Source organism: Rhodococcus sp. 05-2255-1e, from assembly GCF_002259025.1.
GTDB classification, from domain to species: Bacteria; Actinomycetota; Actinomycetes; order Mycobacteriales; family Mycobacteriaceae; genus Rhodococcoides; species Rhodococcoides fascians.
On the sequence record NZ_NOZE01000023.1, the window covers coordinates 225,374 to 238,619 of the forward strand.

12 protein-coding genes and 1 other RNA gene are annotated in these 13,246 nt (G+C 64.9%); 6 read left to right on the top strand and 7 right to left on the bottom strand.

The window, feature by feature from the left end; translation table 11 throughout:
- Window positions 1-15 precede the first annotated feature (15 nt).
- Window positions 16-1,356, bottom strand: coding sequence for a type I glutamate--ammonia ligase (gene glnA, locus CH262_RS15710; protein ID WP_027497412.1), 1,341 nt, complete (start codon window positions 1,354-1,356; stop codon window positions 16-18).
- A 101-nt stretch (window positions 1,357-1,457) separates the two neighbouring features.
- A complete protein-coding gene (locus CH262_RS15715; RefSeq protein ID WP_094718015.1) occupies window positions 1,458-3,023 on the bottom strand; it encodes an alpha/beta hydrolase in 1,566 nt (521 codons plus the stop codon).
- A gap of 83 nt (window positions 3,024-3,106) precedes the next feature.
- On the opposite strand from CH262_RS15715, the gene CH262_RS15720 reads away from it, so the two are divergent.
- The 4 genes from CH262_RS15720 to pip all read left to right on the top strand — a co-directional run bounded on the left by CH262_RS15720 (window position 3,107) and on the right by pip (window position 7,275).
- A complete protein-coding gene (locus CH262_RS15720; protein ID WP_094717915.1) occupies window positions 3,107-4,831 on the top strand; it encodes an NAD+ synthase in 1,725 nt (574 codons plus the stop codon).
- 143 nt (window positions 4,832-4,974) lie between these two features.
- On the top strand, window positions 4,975-5,826 hold the full coding sequence (gene panB, locus CH262_RS15725; protein ID WP_094717916.1) for a 3-methyl-2-oxobutanoate hydroxymethyltransferase: 852 nt from the start codon (window positions 4,975-4,977) through the stop codon (window positions 5,824-5,826).
- Between the two features lie 41 nt (window positions 5,827-5,867).
- Window positions 5,868-6,317: a hypothetical protein gene (locus CH262_RS15730; protein ID WP_045841259.1), complete on the top strand. Its 450-nt coding sequence runs from the start codon at window positions 5,868-5,870 to the stop codon at window positions 6,315-6,317.
- Between the two features lies 1 nt (window position 6,318).
- A complete protein-coding gene (gene pip, locus CH262_RS15735; RefSeq protein ID WP_032399959.1) occupies window positions 6,319-7,275 on the top strand; it encodes a prolyl aminopeptidase in 957 nt (318 codons plus the stop codon).
- Here pip and CH262_RS15740 read toward each other — a convergent pair.
- The 5 genes from CH262_RS15740 to CH262_RS15760 form a co-directional block, all read right to left on the bottom strand.
- Complete coding sequence (locus tag CH262_RS15740; RefSeq protein ID WP_094717917.1) at window positions 7,265-8,710, bottom strand: RNB domain-containing ribonuclease; 1,446 nt, start codon at window positions 8,708-8,710, stop codon at window positions 7,265-7,267. The genes pip and CH262_RS15740 overlap by 11 nt on opposite strands.
- Before the next feature lie 2 nt (window positions 8,711-8,712).
- The gene (locus tag CH262_RS15745) at window positions 8,713-8,895 is read right to left on the bottom strand and encodes a hypothetical protein (RefSeq protein WP_094718016.1); all 183 of its coding nucleotides are present in this window, start codon (window positions 8,893-8,895) and stop codon (window positions 8,713-8,715) included.
- Between the two features lie 59 nt (window positions 8,896-8,954).
- An RNA gene (gene rnpB, locus CH262_RS15750) (RNase P RNA component class A) lies at window positions 8,955-9,394 on the bottom strand.
- A 25-nt stretch (window positions 9,395-9,419) separates the two neighbouring features.
- On the bottom strand, window positions 9,420-10,790 hold the full coding sequence (locus CH262_RS15755; protein WP_094718017.1) for an MFS transporter: 1,371 nt from the start codon (window positions 10,788-10,790) through the stop codon (window positions 9,420-9,422).
- A 29-nt stretch (window positions 10,791-10,819) separates the two neighbouring features.
- A complete protein-coding gene (locus tag CH262_RS15760) occupies window positions 10,820-11,380 on the bottom strand; it encodes a TetR/AcrR family transcriptional regulator (protein WP_027497421.1) in 561 nt (186 codons plus the stop codon).
- An 89-nt stretch (window positions 11,381-11,469) separates the two neighbouring features.
- Between CH262_RS15760 and CH262_RS15765 the strand changes: the two genes are divergently transcribed.
- Entirely contained in the window at window positions 11,470-11,994 is a 525-nt protein-coding gene (locus CH262_RS15765) for a DUF1697 domain-containing protein (RefSeq protein ID WP_094717918.1), read from the top strand.
- On the top strand, window positions 11,991-13,241 hold the full coding sequence (locus CH262_RS15770) for an SLC13 family permease (RefSeq protein ID WP_094717919.1): 1,251 nt from the start codon (window positions 11,991-11,993) through the stop codon (window positions 13,239-13,241). Before CH262_RS15765 ends, CH262_RS15770 begins: the two co-directional genes overlap by 4 nt.
- Window positions 13,242-13,246: the final 5 nt, after the last annotated feature.

Consider the following 13,246-nt stretch of genomic DNA (forward strand, 5'->3'; position numbering starts at 1 on the left):
ACAGACCCCGCTGCTCTACAAACCGAGGTACGCCCTCAGCTCGTACGGCGTGACGTGGCTGCGGTATTCCTCCCACTCGCGACGCTTGTTGCGCAAGAAGAAGTCGAACACGTGCTCGCCCAGTGCTTCTGCGACCAGCTCGGAACCCTCCATCGCGTTGAGCGCTTGGTCGAGGTTGCCCGGCAGTTCCTTGTAGCCCATGGCGCGACGCTCCGCGGAGGTCAATGCCCACACGTCTTCCTCGGCCTCGGGAGGAAGGGTGTACCCCTTCTCGATTCCGCGCAGGCCTGCCGCGAGCAGCACCGCGAACGCGAGATACGGGTTGCAGGCCGAATCGGGGCTACGAATCTCGACGCGTCGCGACGACGCCTTGTTCGGGGTGTACATGGGCACACGAATCAATGCCGACCGGTTGGCCGGTCCCCAGGATGCAGCGGTCGGGGCTTCGCCACCACGCACGAGACGCTTGTACGAGTTGACCCACTGGTTGGTCACGGCACTGATCTCGTTGGCGTGCTCGAGGATGCCGGCGATGAAGGACTTGCCGGTTTCGGACAGCTGCATTGGATCGTCCGGGTTGTGGAAGGCGTTGGCGTCGCCCTCGAACAAACTCATGTGTGTGTGCATCGCCGAGCCGGCCTGGTCGCTGAACGGTTTGGGCATGAACGTCGCGCGCACGCCCTCTTCGATGGCGACTTCCTTGACCACGTAGCGGAAGGTCATGATGTTGTCGGCCATGGACAGTGCGTCCGCGTACCGCAGATCGATCTCCTGCTGGCCCGGCGCTGCCTCGTGGTGGCTGAACTCGACCGAGATGCCCATCGACTCGAGCGCGTCGATGGCATGCCTGCGGAAGTTCGGAGCCGAGTCGTGCACGGCCTGGTCGAAGTAGCCGCCGTTGTCTGCCGGGGTCGGCGGTGAGCCGTCCTGGGGAGCGTCTTTGAGCAGGAAGAATTCGATCTCGGGGTGCACGTAGCAGCTGAATCCGAGGTCGGCAGCCTTGCTCAGCTGGCGACGCAGCACGTGGCGCGAATCGGCCCAGGACGGCGAGCCGTCGGGCATGGCGATGTCGCAGAACATGCGGGCAGAGTGCTGGTGACCCTTGCTGGTCGACCACGGCAGAATCTGGAACGTCGACGGATCCGGCTTGGCGACGGTGTCGGCCTCGGAGACGCGGGCGAATCCTTCGATGGCGCTGCCGTCGAAGCCGATTCCCTCGTCGAATGCACCTTCGAGTTCAGCGGGCGCGATGGCCACCGATTTGAGGTACCCGAGGACGTCGGTGAACCAGAGGCGGACGAAACGAATGTCGCGCTCTTCGAGAGTCCGGAGCACGAATTCCTTTTGACGATCCATGAACGCGAGAGTAAGCAAACGGAGTTAAATCTGTGTTACATCGTGAATTCAGTCTCACTTCGTGGAACTCTCCGCTCACCGCGCGCCCGGTGAGGTAGGTGTCAGCAGACCAGTCCTTCGCCTGGTGGGACGAGGTCAACCAGGTAGTTCGTCAGCGGATCGTCGATGCACTCCACTCCCGAGAACGCCACCGTGTGTTGCGTGCCGTTGTAGGTGACCAGGTCGCCGCGCAGCTGGTCGGCCAGTTCCACGCCCGCTTGGTAGGGCGTCGCCGGATCGTTCGTCGTCGAGACCACCACCAGCGTGGGCAGCCCCTCCACCTCCACGATGTGGGGCTCACTGGTGTTCGGCACCGGCCAGAAGGCACACAGATCCAGCGGCGCGTTCCCGGTGGAGCGGCCGTCGTCGAGGTACGGCGCTGCCGCTCGGAACCTGGCGTCGGCCTCGTCGGCCTCCCCCCGGTCGGTGGTCGGCGGGCCGTCGACGCATCGCACGGCGTTGAACGCGTCGTCGATGTTGGTGTAGCTACCGTCCTCGAGCCGTCCGGAGTAGGTGTCGGCGAGGCGCAGCAGTGTGTCTCCCCTTCCCTCTCGCAGTTCGCTCAGTCCGGCTCGCAGCAAGCGCCAGAGCTGCGGTGAGTACAGCGCCTGTTGCGCTCCGGTGATCGCGTCGTCGTAGCTCAGTCCGCGCGGATCGGTGGTGTCGGCGGGCGTGTCGACCAGGGGGTCGACCAAGGTCCGGAACTGCGCCACGGCCTGGGACGGATCGGTGCCGAGCGGACAGGTATCCGTCTGCGTGCAGTCCGCAGCGAACTGGTCGAACGCGGTCTGGAACGCCGCACCCTGGGCGACGGCCTCGTCGACGGGCGATTGGTCGGGATCGAGTGCTCCGTCGAGCACCATGGCCCGGACGTTCGACGGGAACGCCTCGGCGTAGGCGGTACCGATGCGTGTCCCGTGCGAGTACCCGACGTACGTGAGCTTCTCGTCGCCGAGCACTGCGCGGATGACATCCATGTCGCGGACGACTTCGCGGGTGCCGACGTGTTCGAGCACGTCGGCCCCGGTGCGTTCGACACATTGCGCCGCGTAGTCACGATGATCGGCTTCGGTGGCGGCGATCCCTTCCGGGCTGACGTCGACGTCCGGTTCCCGACGCTCTTCGTCGACTCCCTCGGACGTCAGGCAGCGCACTTCGGGTTCGGAGGCCGCGATCCCACGTGGGTCGAATCCGATGCGGTCGAACCGGTCGGCGATCGGGGTGCCGTCGGCTTGCTCGGCGAGATAGAGCCCCGACGATCCCGGACCGCCCGGGTTCATTAGGATCGACCCGATCTTCTCCCCCGTCGCCTGAGTGCGAGAGATCGCGATGTCGATGGTCTTGCCGCCCGGATCGGCGTAGTCGAGTGGCACGATCACTCGGGCGCATTGGACTGCATCGCCGAGTTCGGACCCGTCCGTGTTGTAGGACTCGCACGATTCCCACTGCAGATTCTGGGTGTAGAACGCCTCGAGCCCCGCAGGAACAGGACCGGCGGGAGACGAGAACGTGGAGTCGGACGCGGTGGACGGATCGGGGTCGGCACCGGGCCCGGGCGCGGAGCAGCCGGCGAGGACGAGGGCGACTGCGGACAGTGCCACGACCGACGTCGTGGTGCGCGTTCTCATGAGTCGATCGTGCCAGGTCTTTCCGGCCACACTCCATTCTCGCTGCCCGGCAGGGACGGCCGTCGAGCACTAGCGTCTACACGGTGCAGGCCCTCAGACTCGCCCTCGCCCAGATCAATCCCGTCGTCGGCGATCTCGAAGCGAATGCGGCGGCGATCGTCGAATGGACCGTCCGTGCCGCCCATGACGGTGCCAACGTGGTCGTGTTTCCGGAGATGGCCCTGACCGGGTATCCGGTCGAGGATCTGGCGTTGAATCCGTCGTTCGCCGCGGCATCGGCGCGGGCACTGACGGGGCTGGCGGAGTCCCTGGACCGCGCGGGGTGCGGCGATCGCATCGTCGTGGTCGGGTATCTCGACCGCGATGTCGAGGGCTCGAGAAACAGCGCGGCGGTGATCGTCGACGGCCGGGTCGCAGCTCGGTACGACAAGCATTCATTGCCCACCTACCGGGTGTTCGACGAGGCACGTTATTTCGCGCCCGGCTCCCGTTTGAGCATCGTGACGGTCAACGGCATGCGACTCGGACTCGTTGTGTGCGAGGACATCTGGCAACCCGGTGGATCCGTTGCCGCCTACGCCTCGGCCGGAGTCGATCTACTGCTGTGCCTCAACGCGAGCCCCTTCGAGCAGGGGAAGGACACGATTCGTCACTCTGTCGTCCAGCGCCGAGCCACCGAGATCGGGACCCCCATCGCGTACGTGAACGCGGTCGGCGGTCAGGACGAGCTGGTGTTCGACGGGGGAAGTCTCGTGCTCGGTCCCGACGGCTCGACGTGGGGCCGGTCTCCGCAATTCGTCGAGCACCTGTTGATCGTCGACGTGGATGCCCCCGCGGATCCGGTCGCGGACTCCCCCGCGGTGGCGGGCTGGACGATCGATCGCGTCGCTCTGCCCGACGTCGCGATCAGCAGCTGGCAGCGCACCGAGCCGTCCCTGGCTCAGCCCCTCGACGCCGAGGAGCAGGCGTGGGGCGCGTTGGTGACCGGGTTACGAGATTACGTGCACAAGAACGGCTTTCGTTCGGTCACCCTCGGTCTGTCCGGTGGGATCGATTCGGCGGTCGTCGCCGCCATCGCCGTCGATGCCCTCGGCGCTGACGCGGTGTACGCAGTGTCGATGCCCTCGGAGTTCTCCTCGGAGCATTCACGCATCGATGCCGAGGATCTCGCCGCGCGCACGGGCATTCACTTTCGAACCGAACCGATTTCCCAGCTGGTCGCCGGCTTCGTCGAACAGCTGCACCTGACCGGCGTGGCCGAGGAGAACGTCCAGGCGAGATGCCGGGGAATCGTGTTGATGGCGCTGTCCAACACCTTCGGTCATCTGGTCCTTGCCACCGGGAACAAGTCCGAACTGGCGGTGGGTTATTCGACGATCTACGGCGACGCGGTCGGCGGCTTCGCACCGATCAAGGACGTGCCCAAGACGCTGGTCTGGGGATTGGCGCGCTGGCGCAACGAGTCCGCGATCGACCACGGAGACGTCCCGCCGATCCCCGAATCGAGCATCGACAAGCCGCCCTCGGCCGAGCTTCGGCCGGGTCAGCTCGACACCGATTCTCTGCCCGACTACGACACCCTCGACGCCATCCTGTTTCGGTACGTCGACCACGATCAGGGCGTCGCAGACATCGTCGCGGCGGGTTTCGACGCGTCCATCGTGGCGGACATCGTGCGCAAGGTGGACACAGCGGAATACAAGCGGCGGCAGTATCCGATCGGCACCAAGGTCACCTCGCGGGCGTTCGGGCGCGATCGCCGGATGCCGATCACGGTCGGGAGGGGCGCGCACGAGCCCGCGAAGTGACGATCAGCCGGTACCGCGACTGTGACAAATTGCACTCATCACCAGCATTCCTGTGACGGAAGGGCGGTGGCAGACTGGTCACGTCATCACACCCCATCCCGGGGACCCGCCGAGCGGGCCTCGAGGACCAGAAAGGGACAAAGATGTCCGAAAATGCTGTGTACGGCGGTTCGTCCACCGAATCTCCGGCGACCGCGCTGACCCGCAAGACCCGTACCCACCATCTGCTGCAGATGAAAGCAGAGGGTGAGCGTTGGGGAATGCTGACGGCGTACGACTACTCCAGCGCCCGCATCTTCGAGGAAGCCGGCGTCCCTGTGCTTCTCGTCGGTGACTCCGCGGCCAACGTCGTGTACGGCTACGACACCACCGTGCCGATCACCATCGACGAGTTACTTCCTCTCGTACGCGGGGTGGTACGCGGCGCACCGCACGCCCTCGTCGTCGCCGATCTGCCCTTCGGTACCTACGAAGCCTCACCGCAGCAGGCACTCGAAACCGCTGTTCGTTTCATGAAGGAAGGCCTCGCCGGCGCTGTGAAGCTCGAGGGCGGCGAGCGGGTCGCACCGCAGATCGCTGCCATCACCGCTGCCGGCATCCCCGTCATGGCTCATGTGGGATTCACCCCGCAGAGCGTCAACACTCTCGGCGGATTCCGCGTTCAGGGTCGCGGTGACGCGTCCGAACAACTCGTCGCCGACGCCATCGCCGTACAGGAGGCAGGTGCCTTCGCCGTCGTCATGGAGATGGTCCCCGCCGACATCGCCGGCCAGGTCACCCGCAAGCTCACGATCCCGACGGTCGGAATCGGAGCGGGCAACGAATGCGACGCTCAGGTTCTCGTGTGGCAGGACATGGCCGGATACACCAACGGCAAGACCGCCAAGTTCGTCAAGAAGTTCGCCGACGTGGGCGATTCGCTGCGCACCGCAGCCACCACGTACATGTCCGAGGTGCGCTCGGGAGTCTTCCCCGGACCCGAACACAGCTACTGACCGTCGTCGTCTGATCCCGGTTCGGATGGCACACTCGGGCCATGACAATCAGACGGGGTACGACGTCCATTGCAGGACGAAGCGCAGTCGCACTGGTCGGTGCGGCTGCGCTTCTCGCCGTAGTGGGGGCATGCAGCACCGACACGACCAATACCGGTTCGTCGTCGACCACAACGACCGCTCCGAGCACGACGGTGGCGACGACGACTCCTGCGGGAGCAGCTGTCACCGATGCCCAGAAGCAGCAGCTGTGCACCGATCTCGAGGCGCAGCTGTCGAATTGGCGCGTGCAGGGCCCCACTCTCGGCCGCGGCGGTCTGAACATTCTGGTGCAGACCTGGGCTGCGCAGAGCGGCGTCATCAATCTCCAGGTGGTGCAGAATCGCGCGCTCGTCGACGACATCACGAAGGAAACGTGCTCGGACGTGCGGGACGAGGCCATCCGCTCCCTCGACATCCCGGATCTGGCCTCCGGTCTGGTCGGTTTCTAGGATGCGCACCCTGTACCCGGAGATCGAGCCCGTGGAGACCGGTCACCTCGACGTCGGCGAAGGGCAGCGGATCTACTGGGAGATCTCCGGCAACCCCGACGGCGAACCGGTGGTGTTCGTGCACGGCGGTCCCGGCGGTGCCACCAATCCACTGCAGCGTCGCTACTTCGATCCGCAGGTCTACCGCATCGTGTTGTTCGATCAGCGAGGCTGCGGGCTGTCGACGCCACATATTGCCGACGGGGCAGATCTGTCGGTCAACACCACCGATCGCTTGATCTCCGACATGGAGAAACTCCGCGAGCACCTGCACATCGACACCTGGTTGGTGTTCGGCGGATCCTGGGGCTCCACGTTGTCGTTGGCCTACGCACAGACGCATCGCGAGAGGGTACGAGGACTCGTGCTACGAGGAATCTTCCTCGTCCGGCCGTCGGAGATCGACTGGTACTACCGCGGCGGTGCCGGACACATCTTCCCGGACCTGTGGGAGGAGTTTCTCGCCCCCATTCCGGAAGGCGAACGAGACGGGGATCTGGTCGAGGCATATCACCGACAGTTGATGTCCGAGGACGACGCTGCCGCGACCCGGGCGGCGGTGGCGTGGTCGTCGTGGGAGGCAGCGACGAGTTACCTGCTCCCGAAACCCGATGCTGTACAGCATAATTCGGATGCGCGTTTCGCTCGCGCCTTCGCCGGAATCGAGAACCACTATTTCCGCAACGGGTGCTTCCTCGAAGAGAACCAGTTGCTACGCGACGCGCACCTGCTCGACGGTATTCCTGGTGTGATCGTGCAGGGCCGCTACGACGTGGTGTGCCCGGCCACGAGCGCGTGGGCACTGCACAAGGCCTGGCCGAGTGCAGATCTGGTGATCGTCGACGATGCCGGCCATTCTGCGGCCGAGCCGGGCATCGTCCACCACCTGGTCGAGGCGACCGACCGATTCAGGCCGTAACAGACGGATAGTCGAATCGGACTGTGCGCGAGTCGGTGTCGGCCCGAGTCAATCGGACCTTCACCGACTCCCCCGCAGGCGGCTCGCCGTCGCACTTGCCCATGACGATCGGTTCGGACACGAGCACCTCGGCGTCACGCTTGCCCTCGGCACCGCGCAGCACCACTGCGTCGAACGTATGACCTACGCGATCTTCGAGCACGTGCGCTTCGGTCAGATCGATGCAGGCTCGGTCCACTTTCGATGCTGCAGAATCCGATCCACGCATGATTGCCGGTAGCTCCGGTAGCGCCTGCGCCGCCCACTCGGGGACGGGCACACCGGCGACCACGGCCAGACACACCTCGGTGGCGAACCGATCCGACAGCCGTCGCAACGGGGCCGTCACATGGGCGTACGGCGCTCCGATACCCGAGTGTTCGACGGAATCGTCGGTGCCGGGTGCATCGATGGTCGAGTTCGGAGTTCGACTGTCGAACGCCGAATAGTCGGCTCCCCGAAGCAATCCCGTGGCCTGAGTCATCATCGCCAGAGTCGACGGTTCGTCGGTGGGCAGGCCGGCGAGTACCGCGCCGGCGGACGCGCCGGCGGGCCACTCGATTCCGAGTGCGTTCGCGGTCTTCTTCAGGGTCTCGACGGCCTCGGGCGGTGCGGGCGGAAGCGTGCGTACGATGCCGATTCCGGCGTCGAGCATGATTCTGGCTGCGCACATGCCCGTCAGCAAGGACACCTCGGCGTTCCAGCCGTCGACTGCTGTTCGCGGTTGCAGAACGATTCGCCAACCGTGCCCATCCGGAACCACTTCCTGCTCGGGGAGCGTGATGTCGATGGCTCCTCGACGCCTCGCTGCCTCCGCCCGTAGGTGTCCGAATTCGGCAAGGGCAGCGATCGACGGGTGCGGTGTGCCGGCGTCGAAGTCGGCTTGCACTCCCGCGTAATCGAGACGCGCGGTCGAACGCACGAGCGCCCGGGTGACGGTCCACGCCGCGGCTTCACCGACGTCGTCGAGTTCGATGGTCCACAGCGCAGCGCAGCGAGTCTGTCCCTCCAACAGGCTTCCCGAGCCCTCCGACAACTCACGCGGGTGCAACGGAACAGATCCGTCGGGGAGATAGTACGTCTGGCCGCGTCGGCGGGTTTCCACGTCGAGCGCTCCCCCCGGCATCACCAGCGCACCCACGTCGGCGATCGCGTAGTGCACCACCAAGCCGTTGGCCGTCTTCTCGATGTGCACCGCTTGATCGAGATCCTTCGAGCCGAGTGGGTCGATGGTGACGAAAGGAATGTCGGTGCGGTCGATTCTGCTGTCGGCGTGCAGGTCTCGGGCTTCGATCGCGTCGCGCATCACGTCTGCGTCGAAGACATCGGACAGACCGAACTCGGATCTGATGGACTCGAAATCGAAGTTCGGAGCCCTCAGCCGGGTGAGCAGCACCGTCAGTTGTTCCAGTCGTCGTCGGAGTCGGCGGCCTTGTTGCGGGCGGCTGCGATCTTCAGCGCCTCCTCTGCGGTGGCCTTGTCCGGATACGGACCCATGCGGTCGAGGGCATTGGTCTCCTTGCCCTGCACAACCTGCTTGGTGCTGATGTCGTAGTACCAGGAGCTGTCGTCGTCGGTCATGACTTCCAGTGTGCCCCATACAGCCACGCCGCAGGTGTACCGCGCGAGAAATTGGAGTGCGAACGAGTCGGCCTGTAAGCCGGATCCTGTGCATCGATCCGCTCTCGCGAGATCGAATAGACGACCATCCATCTGGGCACACCGTTGCCGGGTACCTCGAGCAGTCCACCCGCAGGCTCGGGCGAGCAGCCCTCGAGCACCTGCGCAGCTGCACCCCTTGCGCGGTGCAGCCTTCGACCTTGCTCCGGGCGGGGTTTACCTAGCCACCCCAGTCACCTGGGATGCTGGTGCGCTCTTACCGCACCGTTTCACCCTGACCTGCGTTTCGTTTCCTAAGAACCGAACCGCAGGCGGTCTGTTTTCTGTGGCACTGTCCCGCGAGTCACCTCGGGTTGCCGTTAACAACCACCCTGCTCTGTGGAGTCCGGACTTTCCTCGGCCCGAAGCGGAACGGAACCTGTCCGTCGGTACTTCGAGCCGCAGCCGTCCGGCCAACTCGTTCGCGATTGCGTACTCTACCCGCCTCACGTCGGATGCCCGGCGATTGCCCGGCCATGAAGAACAGAGGCACTCACGATGGCCGCGGCAGCGGTGACGACCACCCCCACCCAGGCGGCGGACGTGTAGGCATCCTCTCCGGGGAAGGTGGAGCCCGGACTCGTTCCGGCGGCGAGTACCAGACCACCGACCGCGCTTCCGAAAGAGAATCCGACACTGCGCACCACCTGGTTGATACTCATGACGCTCGAGGTCTCCGCGGAGGGCACCACCGGCAGCACGACGGCCGGCAGCACGGCCGAAAAGCTTCCGACTCCGAAACCCAGAATCGCCATCACCGCACAGAGTTCAACGACGCCGGCGCGGGTACCGGCGAACAAGGCGAGAGCCACCAGAACGATCAGTGCGCTGACCGTCAGCGCGCTGGCTGCCCCCACCCGAGGCAGCGCTCTGGGTACCAGCTTGCCGGCGAGAAATCCGAACACCGAGAACGGAACCAGGACGAGGCCCGCCGCGAACACGTCGAGGCCGAAACCGTATCCGGCACCGGAAGGCGTCTGCGCGTAGCGCGTAGCGAGGGTCAGCAGCAGATACATTCCGATGCCGCCGAGAAACATTGCGCCGTTCGCTCCGACCACGGCCCTGTGACGAAACAACCGAAGATCGACGAGCGGCGCCGAGCTTCTCAGTTCGACGCGTACCCATATGCCCGCAGCGACGACCGCGATTGCAACCAGCACCCCCGCCGTCCAAGGGCGGCTCCTCCACAGCGCGGTCTCACTGATGAGAACGAGCACCAGGGTGAGAGGGAGCGCTAGCAGCACCGCACCCGGAACGTCGATCCGGGTCGCGCGCTTGCGCGTCGAGACAGGAACAACTCGCAGAGCAACGGCAAACGCCATGACCGTCATCGCAGCACCGAATCCGTATGCGAGCCGGAGACCGCCGTGCTCGGCCAGAAACCCCGACAAGGGATAGCCCACACCGACACCCGCAGTAGACGCGACCGACAACAAAGAAATGGTCGATCCGGACCGCTTGTCGGACAGATGATCTCGCACCACACCCATCAGCATCGAAGTCAGGGCCAGTCCCACTCCCTGGGCTGCGCGGCCGAGGAGCAGCCAGGAGAAGGACAGCGGCAGTGCGGTCAGAATGCCTCCGGCCGAGACGACGCCCAGTGTCCCGAGGATTGCTGCCCGTCGATGCGGACCCGATCCGAGGCGGCCCAGAACCGGTGTCGTGACGGCACCGGTCAACAAAGCCAGCGTCAACGTCCATTGTGCGCTGGAGAGGGAGACGTCGAAAGTTGTTGCGACGCTGGTGATCAGCGGGGCACCGAGACTACCGACAGCGGCGACGACGACTCCGACGAACAACAGAGAAGGCACGAGCATTCGTGATTCGTCGTGCTCGGAGCCGGAGATCAACGGTTCGTCTCGCTCGTGATGTGGTCGAACAATCCGGCGTGGATACGAGTGCCCACTCCGTTCGCCCAGGGTTGGTCGACGTCATGAATCTGCAGGGCCGCGCCACTGTTGAGCAGCATGCCGAACGCCAGAAACGCTTTGACGGTCACCGCATCGAGACCGGTGACCTCTACGACGGTGTTCCACATCCGGCCGAACGCCTCTCGAACGGCGTCGCGCACCTCTTCGTCGCCGCACGCGGCGATCCCTTGCAGCTGCAGCAAGAGTGAGGTTCGATCCTCGAGCATGGCGTAATAGCACTCCCCCATCGAGGCCAAGGCTTGCTGACCGGTGGCAGTACCTGCCGCCTCGCGCATCCCATCCGCCACACGGTCGAACGAGGCGACCACCAGCTCGGAGAAGAGTGCCTTCTTGGTTCCGAATATTCGAAAGATGTAGGCCTGGGTGATCCCTGCTTCGCGGGCGATCCTGTCGGTCGAACCGCCGTGCAGTCCGGACGATGCAAATTCGTCTGCCGCTATCCGCAGTATTTGCTGCCGCCGTTCCGGGCCTGTCATCCGTCCTCTCTGCGCCATACCGCCAAGTTACTGGTTACTAACTACTGACTTCAAGGGTTGTTCTCGTGCGCTTCACTACAGTTCCTTCCATGAGTGAATGGGTTGTGCTGCTGCGCGGCATCAACGTCGGCGGCATCAACATCAAGATGGTCGACCTCCGCGCAGCTCTGGCCTCGGCCGGCTTCACGAATGTCCGCACGATTCTGGCGACCGGCAACGTACTGCTGCAGTCTCCGCTGGCGGCCGCCGCCCTGAAAGCACAGGTGGAGAGCACGCTCGCCGAGGCGTTCGGCTACCGAGCCTGGGTTGTCGTACTCGACGTCCCGACACTGAGGGCGATAGTGGAGTCCTACCCGTTCGACGCCGAACGGGAGGGCTGGCATCCTTATGTGGTGTTCGGTAACGACGATAGCCATTTGACCGAATTGTCCGCTCTTGCAGTGGAACTCGACCCCGATCTCGAGAGGATTGCCGAGGGGAACAACGTGCTCTACTGGGAGGTGCGCAAGGGCAACACCACCGACAGTACGTTCGGAAAAGCCACGGCGAAGGCGAAGTACAAGGCCACGACCACCACGCGGAACGTCCGCACTCTCGTGAAGATTCTCGCGTGACCCTTCTCGCTGCGGCATTGGTCGCCGCCGTTCTCGTCTTCGCCATCGTTCGCCCGCGCGGTCTTCCGGAGATCGTTGCTGCACTTCCAGCGGCCGCAGTTGTTCTTCTCGTCGGCCTCGTCAGCCTCGACGCCGCCCGTGAGCAGGTACTCGAACTCGCACCCACCGTCGTCTTTCTGGCGTTCATCCTGATCCTGGCGCATCTGTCGGATGCCCTCGGTGTGTTCACCTGGATCGCGGCGAAGCTACGCCGCGGATCCAAGGGCAGCCCCCGCAGACTGCTGACCCTCGTGTTCGCCGCTGCCGCGGCCACCACAGCCGTACTGAGCCTCGACGCCACCGTGGTTCTGCTGACACCGGCCATCATCGGTGCCGCTCGGATCCTGGGGATGTCGCCACGTCCACACAGTTACGCCACTGCGCACCTGTCCAATTCGGCGTCGACCTTGCTGCCGGTGTCGAATCTGACCAACCTGCTGGCCTTCGCTGCGACGGGCCTGACCTTCCTGCACTTCACCGCACTGATGGCACTGCCGTGGATTTTCGCGGTCGCCATCGAACTGGCGGTGTTCCTGATCTTCTTCCGCGAGGATCTGACCCGCACTGCGACACCGACGGACTCCGCGACCGAACACAGCACTGACGACGTCCCAGCACCGCGCAGCACGCTCGCCATCCTGGGCGCGACCCTCGTCGGATTTGCCGTCGCGGGACTGTTCGATATCGAACCGTTCTGGGTGGCTGCCGTGGGGTCGATTGCGCTCGCGATCCCGGCACTTCGAGCTCGCCACACCACGCCTCGCGCGATCCTGCGCGGTGCCGATCTGCCCTTCTGTGGCTTCGTCTTCCTTCTCGGCATCGTCGTGCTCGGCGTGACGACGGGCCCGATCGGCGACTGGCTGGCGCGAATTCTGCCGTCGGACACCACCTTCGCGTCCCTGTTGGCAGCCGCAGCCATCGCGGCGGTGGCGTCGAACATCGTCAACAACCTGCCCGCAACGTTGCTGCTCCTGGCGGCCTTCGGCGCGGACGCTCCCCCGGCGTTGTTGCTGGCCATGGTGATCGGGGTCAACCTCGGCCCCAACCTCACCTACGTCGGTTCACTGGCGATCATGTTGTGGCGACGCGTCGCATCGGCCAACGACGAGCCGGCGGATCTGAAAACGTTCACCATTCTCGGCGTCATCACGACTCCCCTGACCATCGTCGGTGCAGTGGCAGGCTTGTGGCTTGCGCTGCAGATCTGAGACCC

Bases quoted from the DNA above. Each gene is read 5' to 3' on its own strand.
- glnA (WP_027497412.1), bottom strand. From the start codon at position 1,356: ATGGATCGTCAAAAGGAATTCGTGCTCCGGACTCTCGAAGAGCGCGAC.
- CH262_RS15715 (WP_094718015.1), bottom strand. From the start codon at position 3,023: ATGAGAACGCGCACCACGACGTCGGTCGTGGCACTGTCCGCAGTCGCC.
- panB (WP_094717916.1), top strand. From the start codon at position 4,975: ATGTCCGAAAATGCTGTGTACGGCGGTTCGTCCACCGAATCTCCGGCG.
- CH262_RS15730 (WP_045841259.1), top strand. From the start codon at position 5,868: ATGACAATCAGACGGGGTACGACGTCCATTGCAGGACGAAGCGCAGTC.
- pip (WP_032399959.1), top strand. From the start codon at position 6,319: ATGCGCACCCTGTACCCGGAGATCGAGCCCGTGGAGACCGGTCACCTC.
- CH262_RS15745 (WP_094718016.1), bottom strand. From the start codon at position 8,895: ATGACCGACGACGACAGCTCCTGGTACTACGACATCAGCACCAAGCAG.
- CH262_RS15755 (WP_094718017.1), bottom strand. From the start codon at position 10,790: ATGCTCGTGCCTTCTCTGTTGTTCGTCGGAGTCGTCGTCGCCGCTGTC.
- CH262_RS15760 (WP_027497421.1), bottom strand. From the start codon at position 11,380: ATGACAGGCCCGGAACGGCGGCAGCAAATACTGCGGATAGCGGCAGAC.
- CH262_RS15765 (WP_094717918.1), top strand. From the start codon at position 11,470: ATGAGTGAATGGGTTGTGCTGCTGCGCGGCATCAACGTCGGCGGCATC.